Annotated in this window: 20 protein-coding genes, 1 tRNA gene and 1 other annotated feature; of the genes, 4 read left to right on the forward strand and 17 right to left on the reverse strand. The window is 46.1% G+C overall.

The window, feature by feature from the left end:
• Nucleotides 1-214: 214 nt before the first annotated feature.
• Nucleotides 215-1,405: an acetate/propionate family kinase gene (locus tag GPK81_RS10400; RefSeq protein ID WP_021977675.1), complete on the reverse strand. Its 1,191-nt coding sequence runs from the start codon at nt 1,403-1,405 to the stop codon at nt 215-217.
• 88 nt (nt 1,406-1,493) lie between these two features.
• Nucleotides 1,494-2,501 (reverse strand): phosphate acetyltransferase, encoded by a 1,008-nt coding sequence (pta, locus tag GPK81_RS10405; RefSeq protein WP_021977676.1) that lies wholly within the window; start codon nt 2,499-2,501, stop codon nt 1,494-1,496.
• Nucleotides 2,502-2,812: 311 nt separating this feature from the next.
• On the opposite strand from pta, the gene GPK81_RS10410 reads away from it, so the two are divergent.
• Nucleotides 2,813-4,090 carry a tRNA(Met) cytidine acetate ligase gene (locus tag GPK81_RS10410; RefSeq protein ID WP_118071645.1) on the forward strand — a complete coding sequence of 426 codons (1,278 nt, stop codon included), beginning with the start codon at nt 2,813-2,815 and terminating at the stop codon, nt 4,088-4,090.
• Here the strand turns inward: GPK81_RS10410 and GPK81_RS10415 are convergent.
• The 10 genes from GPK81_RS10415 to GPK81_RS10460 all read right to left on the reverse strand — a co-directional run bounded on the left by GPK81_RS10415 (nt 4,080) and on the right by GPK81_RS10460 (nt 14,887).
• A complete protein-coding gene (locus tag GPK81_RS10415) occupies nt 4,080-5,249 on the reverse strand; it encodes a pyridoxal phosphate-dependent aminotransferase (RefSeq protein ID WP_021977678.1) in 1,170 nt (389 codons plus the stop codon). The two genes, GPK81_RS10410 and GPK81_RS10415, sit on opposite strands and share 11 nt — an antisense overlap.
• Nucleotides 5,250-5,437: 188 nt before the next feature.
• Nucleotides 5,438-6,226, reverse strand: coding sequence for an ABC transporter ATP-binding protein (locus GPK81_RS10420; protein ID WP_021977679.1), 789 nt, complete (start codon nt 6,224-6,226; stop codon nt 5,438-5,440).
• 3 nt (nt 6,227-6,229) lie between these two features.
• A complete protein-coding gene (locus GPK81_RS10425) occupies nt 6,230-7,141 on the reverse strand; it encodes an ABC transporter permease (RefSeq protein WP_118062515.1) in 912 nt (303 codons plus the stop codon).
• A 71-nt stretch (nt 7,142-7,212) separates the two neighbouring features.
• Entirely contained in the window at nt 7,213-8,241 is a 1,029-nt protein-coding gene (locus GPK81_RS10430) for an ABC transporter substrate-binding protein (RefSeq protein ID WP_021977681.1), read from the reverse strand.
• A gap of 133 nt (nt 8,242-8,374) precedes the next feature.
• Nucleotides 8,375-8,625: a binding site (T-box leader), on the reverse strand.
• Between the two features lie 117 nt (nt 8,626-8,742).
• Nucleotides 8,743-10,107, reverse strand: coding sequence for a PFL family protein (locus GPK81_RS10435; RefSeq protein ID WP_118062476.1), 1,365 nt, complete (start codon nt 10,105-10,107; stop codon nt 8,743-8,745).
• Nucleotides 10,108-10,227: 120 nt separating this feature from the next.
• A complete protein-coding gene (locus GPK81_RS10440) occupies nt 10,228-10,500 on the reverse strand; it encodes an ACT domain-containing protein (protein ID WP_021977683.1) in 273 nt (90 codons plus the stop codon).
• A gap of 13 nt (nt 10,501-10,513) precedes the next feature.
• A complete protein-coding gene (locus tag GPK81_RS10445; protein ID WP_021977684.1) occupies nt 10,514-11,311 on the reverse strand; it encodes an MBL fold metallo-hydrolase in 798 nt (265 codons plus the stop codon).
• The gene (gene coaE, locus GPK81_RS10450; protein ID WP_021977685.1) at nt 11,298-11,897 is read right to left on the reverse strand and encodes a dephospho-CoA kinase; all 600 of its coding nucleotides are present in this window, start codon (nt 11,895-11,897) and stop codon (nt 11,298-11,300) included. Before coaE ends, GPK81_RS10445 begins: the two co-directional genes overlap by 14 nt.
• Nucleotides 11,898-14,537: a DNA polymerase I gene (gene polA / locus GPK81_RS10455; RefSeq protein ID WP_021977686.1), complete on the reverse strand. Its 2,640-nt coding sequence runs from the start codon at nt 14,535-14,537 to the stop codon at nt 11,898-11,900. It lies immediately after the preceding gene.
• A gap of 2 nt (nt 14,538-14,539) precedes the next feature.
• Nucleotides 14,540-14,887: an anti-sigma factor family protein gene (locus GPK81_RS10460; protein ID WP_021977687.1), complete on the reverse strand. Its 348-nt coding sequence runs from the start codon at nt 14,885-14,887 to the stop codon at nt 14,540-14,542.
• A gap of 261 nt (nt 14,888-15,148) precedes the next feature.
• Between GPK81_RS10460 and GPK81_RS10465 the strand changes: the two genes are divergently transcribed.
• Nucleotides 15,149-16,018, forward strand: coding sequence for a DegV family protein (locus GPK81_RS10465; protein ID WP_215707008.1), 870 nt, complete (start codon nt 15,149-15,151; stop codon nt 16,016-16,018).
• A 60-nt stretch (nt 16,019-16,078) separates the two neighbouring features.
• Here the strand turns inward: GPK81_RS10465 and ftsH are convergent, their stop codons facing one another.
• A complete protein-coding gene (gene ftsH, locus GPK81_RS10470; RefSeq protein ID WP_119248039.1) occupies nt 16,079-17,956 on the reverse strand; it encodes an ATP-dependent zinc metalloprotease FtsH in 1,878 nt (625 codons plus the stop codon).
• A 221-nt stretch (nt 17,957-18,177) separates the two neighbouring features.
• Between ftsH and GPK81_RS10475 the strand changes: the two genes are divergently transcribed.
• Nucleotides 18,178-18,259 (forward strand) — tRNA-Leu (locus GPK81_RS10475).
• A 77-nt stretch (nt 18,260-18,336) separates the two neighbouring features.
• Nucleotides 18,337-19,710, forward strand: a complete 1,374-nt coding sequence (locus GPK81_RS10480) for an MATE family efflux transporter (protein WP_215707009.1) — start codon at nt 18,337-18,339, stop codon at nt 19,708-19,710.
• Between the two features lie 157 nt (nt 19,711-19,867).
• Here the strand turns inward: GPK81_RS10480 and GPK81_RS10485 are convergent, their stop codons facing one another.
• Genes GPK81_RS10485 through GPK81_RS10500 form a run of 4 tightly spaced genes read right to left on the reverse strand, consistent with a single transcriptional unit; the run spans nt 19,868 to nt 24,525 of the window.
• Nucleotides 19,868-21,157: a diaminopimelate decarboxylase gene (locus GPK81_RS10485; protein ID WP_021977691.1), complete on the reverse strand. Its 1,290-nt coding sequence runs from the start codon at nt 21,155-21,157 to the stop codon at nt 19,868-19,870.
• A gap of 51 nt (nt 21,158-21,208) precedes the next feature.
• Nucleotides 21,209-22,645, reverse strand: coding sequence for a pyruvate kinase (pyk, locus tag GPK81_RS10490; protein WP_021977692.1), 1,437 nt, complete (start codon nt 22,643-22,645; stop codon nt 21,209-21,211).
• A 30-nt stretch (nt 22,646-22,675) separates the two neighbouring features.
• Entirely contained in the window at nt 22,676-23,563 is an 888-nt protein-coding gene (locus GPK81_RS10495; protein WP_021977693.1) for a hypothetical protein, read from the reverse strand.
• 20 nt (nt 23,564-23,583) lie between these two features.
• Entirely contained in the window at nt 23,584-24,525 is a 942-nt protein-coding gene (locus GPK81_RS10500; protein ID WP_021977694.1) for a magnesium transporter CorA family protein, read from the reverse strand.
• Between the last annotated feature and the right edge of the window lie 109 nt (nt 24,526-24,634).

A 24,634-nucleotide genomic window follows, 5' to 3' on the forward strand; every position in this document is an offset into this window, starting at 1 on the left:
TTGTGATTTGTCAACGCTATTTTCGGGAAAATATTACATTTTTTTAATTTTTTGTTACTGTTGGCTTAATCAGAAATTCTGGGGCAAATTTCGGGGGTGGACTGTTACCTGTCCGCCCCCGAATGTATACTGCTGGTTCGCAGTAATATTCTGCCTGATTTCCGACTATGCCCGAACGGTTTTATACCATCTGTGTCAGTACTGAAGCGGCTGATTATACCAGTGCTACAGTCTCACGGCAGATTGCAAGCTCCTCATTTGTCGGGATAACTGCAACTTTCACTTTGGAATCTGGTGTGGAGATTACGATCTCCTCGCCACGATGTCCGTTTGCATCTTTGTCAAGTGTTACACCAAGGTATCCAAGATAGCTTACAACTTTCTCACGTACCGGGATTGCGTTCTCGCCGATACCTGCTGTGAAGACGATCGCGTCAACACCGTTCATTGCTGCAACATATCCGCCTACGAATTTAGCGATACCGTAGCAGAGAACGTCGATTGCGTTTGCTGCATCTTCGTTTCCACCCTCAGCTGCCTCGTTAAGGTCACGGAAGTCGCTGGAAAGTCCGCCGGAAAGTCCGAGAAGACCGGATTTCTTGTTGAGTACGTTCATAACGCCCTCGATATCAAGGTTCTCTTTCTTGGCGATGAACTCCATGATAGCCGGATCGATGTTACCGGAACGTGTTCCCATAACAACACCTTCAAGTGGTGTAAGACCCATTGTGGTATCTACACATTTACCGTTTACAACAGCGCTGATAGAGGATCCGTTTCCAAGGTGGCAAACGATAACTTTGGAGTTATCTTTGTCAAGGCCAAGGAACTCAACAGCTCTCTTGGATACAAAGCTGTGGGATGTTCCGTGGAAACCGTATCTTCTTACTTTATATTTCTTGTAGAAGTCAAGCGGAAGTCCGTAGAGATAAGCCTTAGCCGGCATTGTCTGATGGAAAGCGGTATCAAATACTGCTACCTGTGGTACACCTGGCATAAGGTCTGCACATACGCGGATACCGATCAGGTTTGCCGGGTTGTGAAGCGGTGCAAGATCGTTGCACTCTTCTACGGCTTTGATCATCTCATCTGTGATCACTGCGGAGGAAGCGAATTTCTCACCGCCGTGTACGACACGGTGTCCGATCGCGTTAACTTCTTTCAGGCTTCCGATTGCGCCTGTCTTGTCATTGGTAAGTGCATCCAGTACCATCTGGATTGCCTCTTTATGTGTTGGCATAGCTGCCTCTGTGATCTCCTTGTCACAGCCGGCTTTCTGGTATACCAGTCTTCCGTCGATACCGATTCTCTCGCAGAGACCTTTTGCAAGGACTGCCTCTGTATCGGAGTTGATTAACTGATATTTTAATGAAGAACTTCCACAGTTGATAACCAATACGTTCATGATATTTACTCTCCTGATTTTTTATAATATAAGGTTAGGGGCAAAAGGTGTTTTGCCCCTAACATGATATGTAAGGATGATAACCGGATTATTTATCCTCTGCCTGGCACTGTACTGCTGTGATCGCTACAACACCTACGATATCATCTGCAGAGCATCCACGGGACAGGTCGTTTACAGGTTTCGCGATACCCTGTGTAACAGGTCCGTATGCTTCTGCTTTACCAAGACGCTGAGCAAGCTTGTATCCGATGTTACCTGCATCAAGGTCTGGGAAGATAAGGACATTTGCTTTACCTGCTACTTCGCTTCCAGGTGCTTTGGATGCGCCTACGCTTGGAACGATAGCAGCGTCAAGCTGGAACTCTCCGTCAAGTTTAAGCTCCGGATGCTCTTCTTTGGCGATTCTGGTAGCCTCTACCATCTTATCTACGTCAGGATGTTTTGCACTTCCCTTGGTGGAGTGGGAAAGCATAGCTACCATCGGCTCCTCCTGAACAAGAAGCTTGAAGGACTCAGCGGAAGATGCTGCGATTGCGGAAAGTTCATCCGGAGTCGGGTTCTGGTTCAGACCGGAATCCGCAAATACGAATGCACCGTTTGCACCATACTCGCAATCCGGAACTACGATCAGGAAGAATGCGGATACAAGCTTGGTTCCCGGTTTTGTCTTCAGGATCTGAAGACATGGACGAAGTGTATCTGCTGTAGAGTGGCATGCACCGGATACCATACCGTCTGCATCACCCATTTTAACCATCATTACGCCATAGTATGGGTACTGAGTATGAAGGATCTCTTTTGCTTTCTCAGGTGTCATTCCTTTCTTGGCTCTCAGCTCTACGAATTTATCAATGTATGCCTGAGTTCTGTCAGATGTCTCCGGATCTACGATCTGTGCGCCGGAAATATCAAAGCCGCCTTCTGCTGCTTTCTTGTTGATCTCTTCCTCGTTACCGATAAGGATGATCTTGGCAACTCCCTCTTTCAGAATCTTGTCAGTTGCCTCAAGAGTTCTCATATCCTCTGTCTCTGGCAGTACAATTGTTTTTACGCTTTCTTTTGCTCTTTTTTTAAGCAGTTCAACAAATCCCATGATTAAATGGCTCCTTTCTTGATGTAACAAAAACGCTAGTGTCTGTTCGGGCACTACACTGTGTTTATTATACCTCCTTACACTTTGTATTTCAAGCTTTTCATTGTCAGAAAATGGATGTGCGGCGTATTTTTTGAGGTGCAATTTACGGGCTGACTGCGAAGTGGATTATGTATGACTTAACTTTTTGCAGTGCTTATGTTAGAATAGCTTCATTACGGAAAAACGCAGTGCCAGGCAGGTATATGCAGTCTGTCTCGTGGTAAGGCTCTGAGTAAAATTTAACTTTTCAGAAATGGCAGGTTTTTTATATGAAAGTTGTTGGAATTATTGCAGAATACAATCCTTTTCACAGGGGGCATGAATATCAGATCCGTTATGTCAGAGAAACTCTTGGTGCTGATTATGTGATCGTCGCCATGAGCGGAGATTTTGTGCAGAGAGGCGCACCTGCGCTTATGGAAAAATATCTCCGGGCGGAGATGGCTCTTCTTGGCGGTGCCGATCTTGTCCTGGAGCTTCCCATCCAGGTTTCCACTGCCAGTGCGGAGGGCTTTGCCGCAGGCGGCGTAAGTCTTCTGGATGGACTTGGGTGCGTAGATGAACTTTGTTTTGGAAGCGAATGCGGCGATACGGAGATCCTTATGGAAACAGCTCGTATTCTTGTTGCGGAACCGCCTGTATACAGAGATTTTCTTCAGAAAAACCTGCGTGACGGAATGAGTTTTCCTCTGGCAAGAAGCCGTGCGCTGACAAGTTATGTTGCAAAATCTGCCATCTCTGATGTGTCTTCCGGTGACGGACATTTTATTTTTCCGGAGCAGATGGATTCTATCCTTTCTTCGCCCAACAATATTCTTGGTATTGAATACTGCAAAGCCCTGCTGCGCCAGAACAGCTCCATCCGTCCCCATGCGCTTCTCCGAAAAGGAAGTGGGTATCACGATGCGGATCTCTCGGATGTTTCCGGAGATTTTTTCCCGTCTGCTTCCGGTATCCGGGAACTTCTTTCCGCCAAAAAGGACGCCATGGATTTTTCCCGTTTTATTCCGGCTGCGGCATTTCCGGTTTTTTCCTCTGCGCTTAAAAAGGGCTGCTGGCTTTCGGAAACAACTCTGGATCTTCCTCTGCACTATAAGCTTCTTCTGGAAACGGAAGAAACGCTACGTCAGTATCCGGATCTTTCCGATGCATTGATCCGCCGGATCTTAAAATACCGGAACCAGTATGAAAGTTTTTCCCAGTTTGCGGATCTTCTGAAAACCAGAGATATCACCCGCTCCGCCATCTGCCGTGGTCTTGTCCGGATCTTTCTTGATCTGAAAGAAAAAGCACCCGGACATATCCCCTATGCCCAGGTACTTGGTTTTTGCAAAAACAGTACGCCACTCCTTGGGCAGATCAAACGAAATGCTTCCATTCCTCTCCTGACCAAATCTGCCGATGCTTCTTCTGTTCTTGATAAAGACGGATTGGATATTTTCCAAAAAACCTGCAAAGCTTCCGGTCTTTATGAGATGCTTCTCTGCCGGAAAACAGGCCAGCCGTTTATCCATGAATTTCAGAAGTCACCGCGGATCATTTTGTAACGGTAATTCCGCTGTTCCCAATCGCTTCCACTGCTTCCCGGATCTTCTCCGGCGGAAGTACCAGAGCGAAACGTACGTAGCCTTCTCCGTGAGGACCGAAGCTTGCTCCCGGTGTTACGATGACGCCGGCTTTTTCCATCAGTTCCATACAAAATGCCATGCTGTCCGTGCGGCCACCCGGGATCTTTGCCCAGACGAACATGGTACCTTTTCCATTTGGAAGTTCCCAGCCAATGTCGCGAAGTCCCTGGCAGAGGGCATCTCTTCTCTCCTCGTACATCTGACACTGTTCTTTTACGCTGTCCAGCGGTCCCTCAAGTGCTGCAACAGCGGCTTTCTGAAGTGGCAGGAACATGCCGAAATCAATCTGGCTTCTCAGCTTGCGAAGTGCTGCGATCACGTCCGGCCGACCTACCAGAAAGCTGAGCCTTGCACCGGTAACATTGAAGGATTTGGAAAGGCTGAAGAACTCCACTCCGATCTCTTTTGCCCCTGGTGTTGCAAGGAAGCTTCCTCCAAATGCTCCGTCAAAGATAATATCGCTGTATGCATTATCATGAATAATGAGAATATCATATTTTTTCGCAAATTCCACGATTTCTTCGTAAAGTCCTGGTGTGGCTATACTTCCTACCGGATTGGACGGAAGGGATACCACCATGTATTTGGCCTTTTTTGCCACTTCTTCCGGGATTCCCTTTACATAGGGGAGAAAGTCATGTTCCGCAACCAGTGGATAGTAGTAAGGAACCGCTCCGGCCATCAGGCTTCCTGCTGCAAATACCGGATAGCACGGGTCCGGAAGAAGGACGGTATCTCCTTCGTCACAGAGGGCCATGCCGAGATGTCCCATTCCTTCCTGGCTTCCATAAACGGTCATTACCATATCCGGTGTCAGTTCCACATCAAAACGTTTTTTATAATAAGTACAGACTGCTTCCAGAAGCTCCGGCAGATCCCGGAGGCTGTACTTCCAGTTGTTGTCATCCATGGCCGCTTCCGCTACGGCTTTTTTGATGTATTCCGGAGTTTTAAAATCCGGGGTTCCCACACTCATGTTATAGATCTTCATGCCCTGGGCTTCCAGCTCCATGCGCCGGTTGTTCAGAGCAGCAAAAATTTCATCCCCAAATCGGTCCAGTCTTTTTGAAAACTGCATATCATTCGTCCCTCTTCCATAATAAAGTTAATCGGATATTCGCAATCCGCTTCGCTACTTGCTCATAAATAAAATCACAAAGCGATTTCATTTATTTTACCACGGTAACGTGATATACTCAAGAATTTTCCACAAAAAAAGAACCACCACCTGTTTCAGATAGTGATGGCTCTTCTACTTATCATTCATTATTCCGACAAAAGAATACGGTCATTATCCAAGGCCTTGCCGGCTCCTGTCTTAAACTTCTCAAGAAGACCGTCCACAGTCATGTTCTTTTTCTCTTCTCCTCCGATATCCAGTACGATATTACCGGAATCCATCATCAAAATACGGTTTCCAAGATCAATTGCTGACTGCATATTGTGTGTGATCATCAGACAGGTCAGCTGATGTTCTTCCACGATCCGTTTTGTGAGATTCAGGACTTTCTCTGCAGTTCCCGGGTCAAGTGCTGCAGTATGCTCATCCAGAAGAAGCAGTTTCGGCGGGTTCATGGTCGCCATCAGAAGTGTCAAGGCCTGTCTCTGCCCACCGGAAAGAAGTCCTACCGGATGACTCATCCGCTCTTCCAGGCCGATGTCCAGTTTCTTCAGTTCCTCACGAAAACGTTCTTTTTCCTGCCGGGTTGTGTGGGAAAGCCATCCGCCCTTCCCGGCTGCAAGCGCAAGATTCTCTTCGATCGTCATACCCGGAGCAGTTCCGCGCATCGGGTCCTGATAAAGACGGCCGATTTCTTTTGCACGTGCGTGCTGCGGCATAAATGTGATATCCCTGCCGTCCAGCTCGATAGAGCCTGCATCTGTAAGGAAATCACCGCAGATTGCGTTGAAAAGTGTTGATTTTCCCGCACCATTGGAACCGATGATCGTAGCAAAGTCGCCTTTTTTCAGTTCCAGGGAAAGATCTTCGATTGCCTTTTTTTCGTTTACGGTTCCCGGATTAAATGTTTTTGAAATATGGCTGATTTTTAACATGGATCATCTGCCTCCTTTTGTATGAGTCATTCTTCTTCGGATCTGCGGCCACTGTTTCTTAAGATATGGACCGGAAATTGCAAGAACAACGATCACAGAAGATACCAGTTTCAGCATAAACGCCGGCATATTGAAACGAAGTGCAATGGTGTACACAAGGCGGAAGATAAAGGAACCAAGCACCATTCCTACCGCCCTTACAAAAATTCCTCCATGACCAAGAAGAGTACCTCCGATCAGCAGAGATGCCAGTGCGATGGTGACCATACCCTGTCCGATGTTGATATCTACGGATTTCTGTGACTGGGACAGAAGGCATCCGGAAAGTGCGGTAAATGCATTTGCCACACAAAGGCCGATCACAGTTGTAAAGACCGGATTGATGGAGGAAGATTTTACCATATCGGAATTATTTCCGGTTGCCCGGATTGCAAGACCAAGTCTTGTTCTCAGGAAAAATACCAGAAATACGATCACAAGGATCACTGCGATGGCTGCAATGATAATATCTTCTCTGCCTTTTAAAGGTGTACCTGCAAGTGCATCCTTCATCATGGTAAATACCGTGGTTGTCCGGTTCATATTAATGAGAGAAGAGCCTCCCATGACCGCAATATTTACGGAATATAAGGCCGTATTTACAATGATACCTGCAAGCAGGCTGTCTACTCCCAGCTTTGTCTGCAAGATGGCAGTTACAAATCCCGACGTAACACCTGCTGCCATAGCTGCCACTATGGACAGAAACGGATGTCCGCTTACAGCTACTACGGCTCCTACAGCGGCTCCAAAAGTAAAGCAGCCATCTGTAGAAAGGTCGCAGACATTCAGCATAGAATAACTAAGAAACAGAGCAAGAACTGTCAGGGAACAGATCAGTCCAAGCTTCAGAGCAGTCTCCCCGAGGGAGAACATAGTTGCAATCGTCACAGTGATTTCCTCCAATTGGATTTATTTCATAACTGTTCTACAAGGTGAACGGTTATTTATTTTGCGTCTACTTCATCGAAGCTCTCTGCGGTTGTGATCTCATTTACCTGTGTGCAGAGCGGCTCAAATGCTTTCTTTACGGTATCAAAATCAAGACCAAGTTCTTTGCAGGTTTCTGTATTAACTGTTGCAGTACCATTATCAAATGTTTCCACAGCGGTTTTGGCCGGATCTGCGTTATCTACCAGGATATCTGCGATCATATCGGCTGTTTTCTGTCCAAGATTTGCATAATCAACACCATATCCTACAAAAGCACCATTTAATGCAAAGGAGTCAGCACCTGTGTAGTGAGGGATTCCTGCGTCAATAAATTTCTCATAAATAGAAAGCTCTGCTGTCATGATGGTATTGTCTGTAGGTGTAAATACGGCATCCACACCATCTGCGATCAGTGCATCTGCCGCAAGCTGGACTTCATCGGTAGTCGTTCCGGTACGTTCTACATATTCGATTCCCTGCTCATCCAGGTAATCTTTTGCTTCCTGGATCGCTGTTGTGGAGGAGTCCTGTCCTACATCATAAAGAAGACCGATTTTCTTTACATCCGGATTCTGTGCCTGGATCAGTTTCATGATAGAAGAAGTATCCAGATAATCACTGGTTCCTGTAATATTTGCTCCAGGAGCATCCAGAGAATCTACAAGGCCGGAGCCAACCGGATCGGATACTGCGGAGAAAACAACCGGTGTATCACTTCCCTCTGTAGCAGACTGCATACGCATTGCCACCGGTGTAGCCACACCTACCATCAGGTCAACGTTATCTGCCTGGAAATCGGAAATGATCTGTTCCATAACACTGGCATCTGCATTGCAGTTATCATAGGATACATCAAATGTGATACCTTTTTCTTTGCCGATCTCTTCCAGACGGGACTGGATATTATCTACAATCTGGTTCAGAGAAGCATCGTCTACATAATTGCAGATACCTACTTTAAAATCCTCTGCCATAACCGGGCTGGCCATCATCATACTTGTTGCTGCTACTGCTGCTGCGATTACTAACATTCTTTTTTTCATAATTTTGTTCTCCCTTCTTATTTCCGCTTATGATTACTTTTTGTACACCCTGCGGTCTGCTTTTCCGGAACAACTTTTATGCAACAGAATTTCTTTTTCCTGTAACACAAAAACCGTCTCAAGCTTATATTATGCTTGAGACGGTAATAAAAGTTCTTTATTATCGCGGTACCACTCAAATTGACGAATCGTCCACTTTCCGGTGTACTAACATACACTCCTCATTGATAACGGGTTCGGTTCCCGTCGGCGCCTACTGTACAGATAAATAGTTCGGGCCGCCCTCGAAAGTCCATTCAACATCTGGTTCCCTGCGGATTCCCACCATCACCGCTCTCTGCGAAGCTTCCTGAAATGTTTACTTCTCTTTCTCACTGGTTTGTTTTTTAAGTTGTGTTTACTTTAGCACATCAACGTGAGTCTGTCAACCCCGAAATGAAATTAATTTCAGAAATTCTGTGCATCGCGAAACGTGTTGCCGGTCATAAAGTAAACAGTACCTTAGTTCTTAAAGCTGTGGATCGGTGCCGGGATTCTTCCACCTCTCTGTACAAACGCATCGCAGGAGAAGGAATTTACCGGCATGATCGGTGCATAGCCAAGAAGTCCGCCAAACTCAACAGTTTCGCCTACGCCTTTGCCAATTACCGGGATCAGACGTACTGCAGTTGTCTTCTGGTTTACCATACCGATGGCAGACTCATCTGCAATGATACCTGCCAGTGTGGTAGCTTTGGTATCTCCCGGAACTGCGATCATATCCAGGCCGACCGAGCATACGCAGGTCATGGCTTCCAGTTTTTCAAGAGTAAGAGCTCCTTCGTTTACCGCATCGATCATTCCCTGATCCTCACTGACCGGAATAAAGGCACCGCTTAAGCCTCCTACAGCTGCTGCTGCCATAACACCGCCTTTTTTCACCTGGTCATTAAGAAGGGCAAGTGCTGCAGTTGTTCCCGGTGCGCCGGCTCTCTCAAGACCGATCTCCTCCAGGATCTCCGCTACGGAATCACCGATGGCCGGTGTCGGTGCAAGAGAAAGATCCACAATACCAAACGGCACATCCAGACGTCTGGATGCCTCACGTGCAACCAGCTGTCCAACTCGTGTTACCTTAAATGCGGTACGTTTGATCATCTCGCAAAGTGTTCCGAAATCCTCTCCACGAACCTGCTCCAGGGCTTTTTTTACAACGCCAGGGCCGCTGACACCTACATTGATGATGCAGTCTGCCTCTGTAACACCGTGGAAAGCGCCTGCCATAAACGGGTTGTCATCCGGTGCGTTGCAGAACACTACAAGTTTGGCACAGCCAAGGGAATCCTGCTCTTTGGTTGCCTCTGCGGTTGCAAGGACGATCTCGCCCATCAGTTTTACGGCATCCATGTTAATACCGGTCTTGGTGGAACCAACGTTTACAGAACTGCAGACACGCTCTGTCTCTGCCATTGCCTGCGGGATGGAGCGGATGAGAAGTTCCTCTGCCGGAGTCATTCCCTTGCTTACCAGTGCGGAATATCCGCCGATAAAGTTCACTCCAACTTCCTTGGCACATTTATCCAGTGTTCTTGCGATGGTCACAAAATCTTCCGGTTTCTTACATGCGGCTCCACCAACCAGAGCGATCGGTGTTACGGAAATTCGTTTATTTACAACCGGGATCCCGTACTCGGTTGCAATCTCATCACCGGTAGCTACCAGGTTTCTGGCTTTTGTGGTGATCTTCTCATATATTTTCTGATTCAGTGCATCCAGGTCAGGATCGATACAGTCTAAAAGGCTGATACCCATGGTAATGGTACGCACATCCAGATTCTCCTGTTCGATCATTTTATTTGTCTCGTTTACCTCAAAAATATTGATCATTTTATTTTCTCCCTGATGATTGATGGTCAAGCGGATATTCGCAATCCGCTTCGCTACTTGCTCATAGCCCATAAACTGCTTCACAGTTTATAGGTTAAATAACGGTATACCGTTATTTTATTATACTCGATGCATCATGTTAAAAATATCTTCATGCTGGCAGTGGATCACAACGCCGATCTCTTTGCCAAGATTTTCCAGCTCTTTTGCAAGTGTGCCGCCATCTTTTTCACATTTTGCTGTGTCTGCGATCATCATCATGTTGAAGTACCCCTGAACGATGGTCTGAGAAATATCCAGAATGTTAACCTGATTCTCTGCAAGGTATGTACAAACCTTTGCGATAATTCCTACTGTGTCATTTCCTACTACTGTGATAATTGTCTTCTTCATCGTTTTTTCCTTTCTACACTGTGATTATTTCTGATATGTGATCCCTCTTCGCTACCTGGATCTTAAAATCCCTGGAACGATACGGGTTGTCACCAAGCGTTACCTCCGAGCAAACAGTCTCATAGGCAAGTTCTTCGTAGTTGTTTTCCCGGCTTAAATGGCCGAGAAAAACAGCTTTCAGATTATCATGGAGAATCCGGCAAAGCAGGCGGCCTGCATTCTCGTTGGAAAGATGGCCTCTGTCTCCCAGGATTCTCTGTTTCAGATAATAAGGGTATTTTCCAACCTGGAGCATACGGATATCATGGTTGGCTTCCAGAAGCACCGCATCCAGATTCTCCAGATTTTTTACAATGTAATCATTATATTTTCCAAGATCTGTGGCAATTCCCACCGAATGTTCTCCGCATTCCAGGCGGTAACCTACCGGCTGTGCCGCATCATGGGAAATGGTAAAAGGATTTACTGTCAGGTCTTTGATCTCAAAAGGTTCGTCTTCCCGGATCTCGTGGATCAGTCCCTCCGGCATTTTTCCAAGGGATTTCATCCGAAGCATGGCATCTGCAGTCCCGCCTGTGGCGTAAATGGGAATTCCGTATTTTCTGGAGATCACTCCCAGGCCCTTGATATGGTCGGAATGTTCATGGGTGATCAGGATTCCGTCCACATCTTTTCCGGTAAGGTCAAGGGTATTCAGGCCTTTCTCGATATTTTTCCCGCTGATTCCCACATCTACCAGGACATGTGCCTCCTCAGAGCCCACATAGATACAGTTGCCACTGCTTCCGCTGGCAATACTACAAAGTCTCATTTCTCTCTATCCCTTCTCTGATCTGTCTCCGGGTATCTGAAAGATCTCCGTTGTTTTCGATCACATAATCCGTGTGTTCTCTGAAAACCTGATCAGATACCTGGTTTCGGATAATGCCAAGAGATTTCTCTCTGGAATAGCCGCGGCTTTCCATCAGGCGCTGGATCCGGATCTCTTCTTCTGTATACACATACCAGACTTCATCACAGAATTCTTGATAATTTTCTTCCAGAAAAAGAGCAGCCTCCACAACGCAGATTCCTCTTCCCGCTTCCTTCTGTTCTCCAAGAAGACGGAGGATTCTCTGTTTTACGGCCGGATGAATGATCCCGTTTAATTTCAAAAGCATATCCTTATCTGTGAATACTACATCAGAAATCCTTCTCCGGTCAATAGTTTTATCTTTTTTTATGATTTCTTTTCCAAACAATGCGATCACCGCATCGTAACATTCTTCTCCCGGTTCCATCAAAATATGGCCAAGCTGGTCTGCCTGAATCACATATGCCTGAAACTCTTCTTCCAGGATTCCAAGTACTGTACTTTTTCCGGCGCCTACTCCGCCGGTTACTCCGATCACTCTCATTTATTTCGCCTCATACCAGCTGTCGCCCTGGTGCATATCCACTTCAAGTTCCACTGCAAGATCTGCGGCTCCCTTCATCTCTTCTTCCAGAATGCGGGAAACGATCTCGATTTCTTCCTTCTTTGTCTCGATCAAAAGCTCATCGTGTACCTGAAGCACCAGTCTTGAGTGCAGGCCTTCTTTTTTCATCCGTTCATAAACATGGTTCATGGCGATTTTGATGATGTCCGCCGCAGTACCCTGGATCGGGGAATTCATGGCCACACGTTCTCCGAAAGAACGCTGCATGAAATTGCTGGATTTCAGTTCCGGCACAGGTCTTCGTCTGCCAAACATGGTAGTCACATAACCATGTTCCCTGCCTTCTTTTACCAGGCCATCCAGAAATCCCTTGATCTTCGGATAGGTTTCAAAATATTTTTCGATGTAGGCAGCTGCCTCTTTTCTGGTAATACTTAAATCCTGGCTCAATCCAAAGGAACTGATGCCGTAAACAATTCCAAAGTTTACCGCCTTGGCATTTCGTCTCTGAAGAGGTGTCACCTCGTCCAGCGGTACATGGAACACCTGGGATGCGGTAAGGCGGTGGATATCCTCTGCCTCACGGTAAGCCTGGATCAGTTTTTCATCGCCGGACATATGGGCCAGTACACGAAGTTCAATCTGAGAATAATCCGCATCCAGAAATACAAATCCTTCCTCCGGCACAAAAACCTTGCGGATCAGCCTTCCCAGTTCCATACGTACCGGAATGTTCTGAAGATTTGGGTCCGTGCTGCTGATACGTCCGGTTGCCGTGATTGTCTGATTGAAAGTGGAGTGAATTCGTCCGTCTTTTCCGATCACATTTCCAAGACCATCTGCATAAGTGGATTTCAGCTTGGTCAGCTGACGGTACTCCAGAATATCTTTTACAATAGCATGATCCGCTGCCAGTTTATCCAGGATATCCGCTGCGGTGGAGTAACCCGTCTTGGTTTTCTTTCCACCGGGAAGTCCCAGTTTTTCAAAAAGAATCACACCCAGCTGTTTCGGGGAATTGATGTTAAATTCCTCCCCTGCTTCCTGCCAGATGGTTTTTTCCAGCTCCTGGATGCGGACTTTCAGCTTTTCGCCATAACTTTTAAGTTCTTCACCTTTAACGGAAATTCCCCATTTTTCCATGGAATCCAGAGTAAAGACAAGAGGAAGCTCGATCTCATCGTAAACTTTACGCATGCCTGTTTCGTCCAGTTTTTCAAGAAGAACGCCACGGGCCATACATGGAACAAAGGCCTGATAACAGGCATAATTTCCAAGGCATTCCATTTCTTCTTCCCAGGCTTTTTTCAGGGAAGTTTTTCCAAGAAGATCTTCTTTTGCCGGGAGCATCATGCCATCCAGATATTCTCTGGCAATATCGTCATAGGTATAGGAAGATTTCAGCGGATTCAGAAGGTACGCCGCAACCCCTGTGTCAAAAACTTTTTCCGGTTCTTCCAGCGGAACATGTTTGAGAACTGCCTTGATGTCCATGGCACAGAGCACTGTACTATCCGCCAGGGCTTTCAGCTTTCCACAAAGGTAATCCCCGGTAAGAAGTCCTCCCACCGGAATCTGATAGATTTCTTTTTCATCCAGGACCAGTCCTACGGCATACACCTGATCCGGGTCTGCAAGAACGGAAATACCCACCTGCTCTTTCCTCGCTGCTTTTTCAAACAGGGCCTCCACCCCGGAAAGATCATTACAGGTAAAAAATTCCAGTTCCATGGAGGAATCTGCTGCCGTAACCGGATCAAAACGGTTCAGCATGTTTTTAAATTCCAGTCGTTTGCACAGTTCATAGGCTTCCGGAGTATAGGGATTCTCCACTTTCGCCTTTTCGTAGGAAAATTCCAGCGGACTGTCTGTATTGATGGTCGCAAGTTCTTTGGAAAGCTGTGCCATATCGTAATGTTCACGGAGAGATTCTTTCGCCTTGTTGGGCTTCACTTCTTCCAGATGCTCATGGGCATTCTCAATGGAACCGAACTGCACGATCATCTTGGTTGCGGTTTTTTCTCCAACGCCTGGAATTCCCGGAATATTATCGGAACTGTCACCCATCAGAGCTTTCAGTTCTATGATCTGCGGCGGCGTTACCTGATATTTTTCGAGCACTTCCGCAGTATGATAATTCTCAATGGTAGTCTTGCCCCGGACGGTCTTCGGAAGTCGAATCAGAACCTTATCCGTGGCAAGCTGAAGAAGATCCCGGTCTCCGGAAAGAATGGTGACATCCATGCCTTTCGCTTCACTTCTTCTTGCAACTGTGCCAAGAAGGTCATCTGCCTCATATCCTTCCAACGACATGATGTTGATCCCCATGGCAGCAAGCATCTCTTTGATCAGCGGAACCTGTTCCCGAAGTTCCTCCGGCATGGGTTTTCGGGTTCCTTTATAAGCTTCGTAACGCTTATGCCGGAACGTAGGTGCACTCAGGTCAAAGGCAACGGTAAGGTACTCCGGCTTCTCTTCTTCCATAATTCTGAACATAATATTCAGAAATCCATATACTGCTCCTGTATGGCGTCCCTCTGCATTGGTAAGATCCGGCAGGCCATAAAATGCCCTGTTTAAAATACTATGTCCATCGATCAGTAATATTTTTTCACTCAAAATTAAATTCCCTCCTTCAGTTCCAGGATCACAAAAAAGAGAAAAACCACCAGTACAGCAATCAATGCACAAAACGCAATCGCCACAACTGCTCTGTGGAATTTCTTTCTGCGGATATATCTTCTTGACTTCCGGATATCTTCTTCCAGAAGTTCTTTAAAATCCAAAACCGTATCCTCCTGTTTCTCATCCAGCTGCTGCATGGCTTTATGCACAATAAAATACGTAGCAAGCTCGTCGTAACAGGAAGAACAATTCTCAATATGCTCCAGAAAATCCTCCAGATCATTCAATGGCAACGTATGATTGATGTATTTATTCACCATTCCCTCTGCAATACGACAATTCATAAATTCCTCTCTTTCAGAACAACGGACATCGATCTTCCGTTTCTCTCAATTACGTAAAGCAGATATTCCTATTCCACTTTACTGCATGTTCATGAACGCAATATTCAGCACTTTGCGTTCAAACGTTTCCCAGAATGTTATCATTATAGCTAATTAAACAGTGAATGACAAGGGCAGTTTCCTGTGATATACTTGAGATATCCCGGTCAGAAAACAAGAACACCGACCGAATATGCAAATCCAGCAAGGAGGACCATCACTATGAAATCTATTGCAATCGTTACAGACAGCAACTGCGGTATATCTCCATCCCAGGCAAAAGACCTTGGCATCTACATGCTTCCAATGCCATTTTTTATAGATGAAAAAGAATATCTTGAAGATATCGACATGAACCAGGCCGAGTTCTTCCAGTATCTTGAGCAGCACCCCGAATGTCACGTATCCACCTCGCAGCCCACTCCTGAATCCGTAACTACACTGTGGGACAGCCTGCTCAAAGACTATGACGAGATCGTACATATTCCCATGTCCAGCGGTCTCTCCAGTTCCATGCAGACCGCCCGCATGCTGGCGGAGGACTATGATGGCCATGTACGCGTTGTAAACAACCAGAGAATCTCCGGAACCTTACGCTATTCCGCCATAGAAGCCATCCAGCAGGCCAAAAACGGCCTCTCTGCCGATGAAATCGGAACCTGGCTGGAAGAAACCCGCTTCGATTCCAGCATCTACATCACCGTGGCAACTCTGAAATACCTGAAACAGGGCGGACGCATCACCCCTGCTGCTGCAGCTATCGGAACCCTGCTCCGCCTGAAACCGGTTCTTCAGATCCAGGGCGAAAAACTGGACGCCTTCTCCAAAGCCCGCACCATGAACCAGGCCAAAAGCACCATGACCAAAGCCATCAAAGATGATATCGCAAACCGCTTCGGAGAAAAGATCAACCTGGATGTCATCCACTCCCACAACCTGGAAGCAGCCCAGGAATTCCGAAAAGAAGTTCTCGCCACCTTCCCGGACATCGGTGAGATCAATATCTTCCCTCTGTCATTAAGCGTCTCCTGCCACATCGGCCCGGGAAGCCTGGCTCTCACCTGTTCTAAGGTACATCCGGAAATCTGGTAAACAATCTGAACAATTTATATTTTTACAGCAAAAGCGGAGCCCCAGGGCCCCGCTTTCTTCTTACTGTCTTGTTTCATTTTCCTGAATTTCTTCAATCTCATCCGGTTTTTCATTCAGAATCTTCATAAACTCCTCACCGGTAATTGTCTCATGCTCATACAGATACTTGGCAATCTCATGAAGCTTTCCTATATTATCCGTCAGGATCTTCGTAGCCTTCTCATGCTCCCGTCTTACAAGCTCCACAACCTTCTTATCCAGAAGTGTCTGCGTCTCAAAAGAACAGGTAAGACTTGCATCTCCGCCAAGATACTGATTGCTCACATTCTCCATGGCAACCATATCAAAATCATCGCTCATACCATATCGGCTGATCATCGCTCTGGCAATCTTGGTCGCCTGCTCAATATCATTGGATGCACCAGTGGTAATGGAATGGAAAATCAACTCCTCTGCTGCACGGCCACCTGTAAAAGTAGCGATCTTATTCTCAAGTTCTTCCTTGGACATCAGGAAATGTTCCTGCTCATCTACCTGCATGGTATAACCCAGCGCACCGGAAGTACGCGGAATGATCGTAATCTTATGGACCGGTGCAGAATCTGTCTGCTTGGCAGCAACCAGTGCATGTCCAACCTCATGATAGGAAACGATCAGTTTCTCCTTGTTGGAAAGCACACGGTTCTTCTTCTGATATCCGGCAATAACAACTTCAATACTTTCTTCAAAATCCGCCTGTGTGGCAAATTTCCGTCCGTCACGGACTGCACGGAGAGCCGCCTCATTGACAATGTTGGCAAGCTCCGCACCGGAAGCACCAACTGCAGCCTTGGCGATCTCGTCAAAACGAACACTGTCTGCAATCTTGATCTTCTTGGCATGAACTTTCAGGATTTCCTCACGTCCCTGCAGATCCGGAAGCTCAACCGGGATTCTTCTGTCAAAACGTCCCGGTCGAAGAAGTGCCGGGTCAAGGGAATCCGGTCTGTTGGTAGCCGCCAGGATCACAACACCCTTGGAGCCGTCAAAACCGTCCATCTCTGTCAGAAGCTGGTTCAGTGTCTGCTCACGCTCATCGTTTCCGCCGCCCATTCCGGAGCCGTCACGTTTCTTACCGATGGTATCAATCTCATCAATAAATACAATACATGGTGCTTTCTCATTGGCCTGTTTAAAAAGATCACGAACCTTGGCAGCACCCATACCAACAAACATCTCCACAAATTCCGAACCGGAAATGGAGAAAAACGGAACCTCTGCCTCACCGGCAACTGCCTTGGCAAGAAGAGTTTTACCGGTTCCAGGAGGGCCTACAAGCAGGGCACCTTTTGGCATGGAAGCACCGATCTCTTTGTATTTCGCCGGGTTATGGAGGAAATCCACAATCTCCGTCAGAAGCTCCTTGGCTTCATCCTCGCCTGCCACGTCTGTAAATTTAATTCCTGTGGAGGACTTTACATAAACCTTGGCATTACTTTTACCAAAGGACATCATGCCTCCAGGGCCACCATTGCCCATGGAACTCATCATCTTCTTGCTGAGCCAGCGTCCCAGCAGAACAAAAATGGCAATCGGAAATACATATCCCAGGATCAGGGACAAAAGCAGGGACTGTCTCTGAGGTGCAGTACCCTCAATGCTTACACCTGCATCATAAAGATGGGATACAAGATCCTGATCATCTACCGATACGGTCTTACAGTAGACATCATTCCCGTCTACTTTCATTGTGTAATAAATATAATCAGAATCAATGGTTGCCTCATATACTTTTCCTCTGTCTACGGCTTTCAGGAAGGTGGTGTAATCGGTTTCCTTTACACTTCTCTCAGAAAGGGCAGGAAGAGCAAAAACATTCAGCAGAATAATAATTACGACCGCGATGATGTAATATACATACAACGGCCGCTTCTCTGGTTTTTTGGAATTCAGATTCATGCAGTCTCCTCCGTTATCTTATAGTATATTGCTATATCCACAGTGCTATATCAGGTGGTACAGCCTTGTAGCACACTCTACCACTTTTTTCAGTCAATTTCAAGGAGCCAGCATCCGATTTCATAAACTTTTTAGAATTGAAAATATTTCCAAATAATCCCTTTATTCTGAAAAAATCCTTGCAAACCAACTGGTGCTGTGCTATTATAATAAACGGTTATGCCGCTGTGGCGGAATTGGCAGACGCACTTGACTCAAAATCAAGCGGAGCAATCCGTGCCGGTTCGAGTCCGGCCAGCGGCATTCGCATAAAAGACCTGACGGAGAGATCTGTCAGGTCTTTATTATATGATACAAAAAAATCACGAAAGGAACAAAAAATGGAAAAAGACAAAAGCTTTTTAGGAACCAAGCCTGTCGGAAAGCTGCTTCTGCAGCTTGCACTTCCCACAGTTGCTGCACAGCTCATCAATATGCTCTACAATATCGTCGATCGTATCTATATTGGTCATATTCCCGGAGAGGGTGCTCTTGCCCTTACCGGTGTAGGTGTCTGTATGCCGCTTATTATGGTCGTATCTGCCTTTGCTGCTCTTGTCGGAAACGGAGGTGCTCCCAGAGCCAGCATCTTTATGGGTAAAAATGACACCTCAAAAGCCGAACAGACTCTCGGAAACTGCTTCACCATGCAGATCATCATCTCCCTGATCTTGACTGTTATCCTGTTTCTCGGAAACCGCAGCTTTCTCCTTGCATTCGGCGCCAGCGCAAACACCATCGACTATGCAGTGGGTTACATGAATATCTATGCAGTAGGAACTATCTTTGTACAGCTGACTCTTGGCATGAATAATTTCATCACAGCCCAGGGATTCGCAAAAACAGGAATGCTCTCCGTACTGATCGGTGCAGTCTCCAATATTATTCTGGATCCAGTTTTTATTTTCGGATTCCACATGGGTGTCCGGGGCGCTGCTCTGGCAACGGTGATCTCCCAGGCATTTTCCTGCATCTGGGTCCTCTCATTCCTCTTTGGAAAAAAGACCTTCCTGAAGCTTCGGAAAAGCACCATGAAACTGAAAGCCGATATCATTCTGCCCTGTATGGCTCTTGGCTCTTCTCTCTTTGTCATGCAGCTCAGTGAAAGCATTATCTCTGTCTGCTACAACTCCTCACTCTTAAAATACGGCGGGGATGTTGCCGTAGGAGCCATGACCATCCTCACCAGCGTCATGCAGTTTGCCATGCTTCCTCTTCAGGGACTTGGTCAGGGTGCACAGCCTATCATCAGCTACAACTATGGTGCACGTAACGAAAAGCGTGTACGTTCTACATTTAAGCTTCTTGTAAAAACAAGTGTTTCTTATTCCGTGATCCTGTGGCTGATCATTATGATCTTCCCGCAGATCTTTGCCGGAATGTTTACTTCGGACAGTACATTACTTGCTTTCACAAAGACAGCTCTCCGGATCTATATGGCAGTTGTGTTTATCTTTGGTATCCAGATTGCCTGCCAGATGACCTTTATCTCCCTTGGCAGAGCCAAGGATTCCATCATTGTGGCTATTGTCCGGAAATTTGTCCTGGTCATCCCGCTGATCTATATCCTGCCCAATATTTTTCGTGCTGATCAAACAAATGCAGTTTATATGGCTGAGCCGGTTGCAGATATCCTGGCTGTTACCTTCACTGCCATCCTGTTTTTCTTTGAGTTTAAAAAAGCTCTGGCAGAAATTTCCGGCAGCCAAAAATAACAAAATCCTGTTGATCAAAAAAGCCTTCCAGCATGATTATCCACATGCATGGAAGGCCTTTTTTCACAGCTTAAGACGGATATTCACAATCCGTATCCGGGTCAAGCGGATATTCGCAATCCGCTTCGCTCCTTACTTGATTTGGTTAATCTATCTTTTATTTCAGTTCGTCTTCATCCTGAAGAAGTTTTTCAAAAACAGGGAAGCAGTCAAATGTTGCAAAATAATCTCTTGGTGTCTCGGCACGGCGGATCATCTCAAAGCTGCCATCCTCATGAAGAAGGATCTCTGCAGATTTCAGTTTACCATTGTAGTTATAGCCCATTGCAAAACCATGAGCGCCTGCATCGTGGATCACAAGGAGATCTCCCATGTCGATCTTCGGAAGCATACGGTCAATGGCAAATTTATCATTGTTCTCACAAAGGGAACCTGTCACATCATATTTATGGTCACATGGCTCGTTCTCTTTTCCCATAACGGTAATGTGATGGTAAGCACCATACATAGCCGGACGCATCAGGTTTACCGCACAGGCATCTACACCGATGTACTCCTTATGTGTATGTTTTTCGTGGATGGCTTTTGTAACAAGACAGCCATACGGTCCCATCATGAAACGGCCAAGCTCTGTGTAGATCGCAACATCACCCATTCCTTCCGGAACAAGAACTTCCTCGTAAACCTTGCGGACACCCTCACCGATCACGCGGATGTCATTTGGCTCCTGATCCGGTTTGTAAGGAATTCCGATACCGCCTGAAAGGTTGATAAATTTAATATGTGCGCCAGTCTCTTTCTGAAGCTTTACGGCAAGCTCAAACATAACTTTTGCAAGCATCGGATAGTAGTCGTTGGTTACGGTGTTGCTGGCAAGGAATGCATGGATTCCAAATTCTTTGGCACCTTTGGATTTCAGGATGCGGAATGCATCAAAAATCTGCTCGGTAGTCATTCCGTATTTTGCATCTCCAGGATTATCCATGATACCGTTGCTGATCTTGAATACTCCGCCTGGATTATAACGGCAGCTGATCACTTCCGGAATTCTTCCGAGAGCTCTCTCTACGCTCTCAATATGTGTGATATCATCAAGATTGATGATTCCACCGATCTCATCTGCATATTTGAACTCTTTCTCCGGTGTATCGTTGGAGGAGAACATGATATCGCCCTTCTTGCAGCCCACTGCTTTTGCCATCATAAGCTCTGTGGCGGAGGAGCAGTCACAGCCGCAGCCATACTCCTGAAGAATGTTGATCAGATAAGGGTTCGGTGTTGCTTTTACTGCAAAAAATTCCTTGAATCCTTTGTTCCAGGCGAAAGCCTCTTTCAGGGCTTTTGCATTCTCACGGATTCCCTTCTCATCATAAAGATGGAAAGGTGTCGGATATTTTTCGGTAATCTCGTTGAGTTTCTCAAGTGTCACAAATGGTACTTTTTTCATAATAACTGTATCTCCTGTTTTCCGACCGCTGTTCCTTAAGAACCCCCGGTCTTATTCTGCCTCGATCACGTGCATCATATTTGTCACTGCACCATGACCGTTTGTCATGTTGGTCGCAGGGTCTCCTGCTGTAAATACAACAAGGTCTCCTTTATGGATCAGATGACGGCTGCGGACAACATTCATAGCCTGAGACATGATATGGTCCGTGGTATCTCTCTGATATCCTTTCAGAGGTGTTACACCCCAGATCAGCTGAAGTTTGTGCTGGATGGTTGAGTTCGGTGTAATGGCATAGATCGGAACCTTCGGGCGGAAATTGGAAATCAGTCTGGCTGTATTTCCACTCATGGTCGGTGTCACGATAGCATTTGCCTTCAGATTCTTCGCAGTGCGGACTGTTGCAAGTGCAACTGCGCTGGAGATCTTCTCTCTTCCATCCATGGAGCGGTGCTCAATAAATACCTTATAATCCAGATGCGGCTCTGTCATCTCTGCGATCTCTGCCATCATCTGAAGGGCATCAACCGGATATTTACCAGCTGCTGTCTCACCGGAAAGCATGATCGCATCGGTTCCATCGTAGATCGCATTGGCAACGTCCGCTACCTCCGCACGTGTCGGACGCGGATTACGGATCATGGAATCCAGCATCTGTGTTGCTGTGATAACCGGTGTATAATGTTCATTGCATTTACGGATGATCTCTTTCTGGATGTGCGGCACCTGGCTTGCAGGAATCTCCACGCCAAGATCTCCTCTGGCAACCATGATACCATCCGATGCTTCAATGATGGAATCAATGTTCTCAACACCTTCTGCATTCTCAATCTTCGCAATAATACCGATGTCCTTTCCACCGTTATCATTCAGAAGTTTACGGATCTCACGGATCACCTCTGCGGAACGGACGAAAGATGCCGCAATGAAATCAAATTTCTGCTCGATACCAAAAAGGATATCGTTCTTATCCTGCTCTGTGATACCCGGAAGATTTACTTTTACGTAAGGAACATTTACGCCTTTTTTCTCTCCCAGCTCACCACCGTTTAAGATATCACAGATGATATCGGTTCCTTTGATCGCCTTAACTTCCAGCTCGATCAGACCATCATCAATAAGAATCTTGTTTCCCGGTTTCACGTCTTTATAAAGTGTCTCATATGTGATGGCAACTTTTTTGTCATCACCTTCAAAATCACCGATTCCAAGTACAAACTGGTTTCCTGACTCCAGTTTTACCTTCTGTCCGTCCTTTAAAAGTCTGGTACGGATCTCCGGTCCCTTTGTATCAAGAAGCATCGCGATCGGCATATCCAGCTCCTCACGAAGCTCTTTGATCATGTCCACACGGCCCTTCTGTTCCTCGTGGTCTCCGTGAGAAAAGTTGAATCTGGCAATATCCATTCCATTCTCCATAAGAGCTTTCAGAGTTTCCCTGTTGTTGCTGGCAGGTCCAAGTGTACAGATAATCTTTGTTCTTTTCATAATTGAATATCCTCCCTCTTTTTTTACGTTTTACTGTACGTGTTTGTGCGTAAATAAATGATCCTGGCAATATTCATAATTTCCCTTGCACTTTGAGCAGAAACGGAACTCCAGATTTGGATCATCCTTTTCGGTACGTCCGCAGATCGCGCATTTATGCTTGGCAATTCCATCTGGTCCATAGCCCGTTCTGGTCGGAGCCATGGCCTTCTTAAACTGCTGTCTCCTGTGAATCTCCTTCGGATTGTAACGGTTCATATCCCGCGTACTGAAATAAAAGATTACAAAATTCAAAAGTGATGCTACAATCGGCACAACGCCTACCCAAAGTCCAACTCTAAGATATGATACGATATCCCACGCAATAAACAGTCCATATACAAATGCCATCCATTTCATCTTGATGGGGATCACAAACATAAGCAGCAGCTGAAGATCCGGATATGTGACTGCATAGGCAAGAAAAATAGAAAGACTGATGTAATATGTGGTAAAAATACTTCCATAAGGAAGCATCATTCCCCCAACGGTCACATAACCGCCGGTAACTGCATACAAAAGCGCCGCTGCAATAACTGTAAACAAAAGTCCCGAAAAAATATACAAAGTATATCGGAAAGTTCCCCAGGTACGTTCCAGAGAGGTACCGATCGGATAATAGAAAAAAGCAATTGCAAGCACGAACATGAGAAGATTACTCATTCCTCCCACGCTGGATGGCGGATAGATCACCCATGTTACGAGTCTCCAGATCTGACCTTTCATGACCATGGACATATCCAGGCTCAGCATGCTCAAAACTCCCGGTGCAGCTGCGGTCAGAATATAACCCAGTACATAACATCCGATAATATAAATGGTCAGATTCGGAATCCCGAATCTTCCAAATTTACGTTCCAGTTTGTCGATAAACTTCATTAAATTCTCCTTTCAGCAAATCAGAAAAACCGCTTCTTGGAAAGAATGATCGCTGCCACAACACTGATCGCCACAGAAAACAGGATAATGATCAGAAAGCCCCATGGACTCTGTGATAACGGCATACCGGAACCAGCCACGTTCATTCCGTAAGCGCTGAACACAATGGTCGGAATACTCATGACAATGGTAATGATCGCCAGTACTTTCATAACAATATTCATATTATTGGAAATAATAGATGCAAAGGCATCCATGGTTCCGTTCAGGATTCCGCTGTACACATTGGCCATTTCGATAGCCTGTTTGTTCTCAGTGATGACATCTTCCAGAAGATCCGTATCCTCCGGATATTTCTTGATACTGTCTATCTTCAGAAGCTTCTCCAGCACAACCTCGTTGGACCGGAGGGATGTGATAAAGTAAGTCAGGGATTTCTGCAGCTCCAGAAGCTCGATCAGCTCCTCGTTTCTTGTGGAAAGATGCAGTTTTTCTTCCACCTGCTCACTTTTCTTGTCAATGATACGCAGATAACGCAGGTACATACTTGCATTTCTGTAAAGGATCTGGAAAATAAAACGGGTCTTCATATAGGTAAAAAAGCTCCGGACTCTTCCTTCCATAAATCTGGTCAGAACCGGTGTGTCCTCCAGACAGATAGTAAAGATCATAGACCCTGTCACAATGATACCAAGCGGTATGGTTCCATACCAGTCCTTGTCATTACGCTCCTCGATCATAGGAACGTCAACCAGGATCAGTGTATAATTATCCTCAACTTCGATACGTGACCGTTCTTCCTCATCCAAAGGGGATCGTAAATCGTCAACCTCTATATCAAACTTCTCGGAAAATTCAAAAATCTCTGTTGCCGTCGGATTCGTCAGCGCAATCCAGCAGCCTTCCTCCGGTTCCTGTATCTGGTGGATGGCTCCGTCTATTGTCTTGTAAATCCTTACCACGATTCCCACTTCCCTTCTTTTGCTTTTCTTTTGCCAGGGCAAAATTCATTTTTATTATAAATAGTCAAAATAGCTTTGTCAATTCATACATTTTCTTTTTAAAAAAGCT

The sequence above is a fragment of the Blautia sp. MCC283 genome (assembly GCF_018785565.1).
In the GTDB taxonomy this organism is placed as follows: domain Bacteria; phylum Bacillota; class Clostridia; order Lachnospirales; family Lachnospiraceae; genus Blautia_A.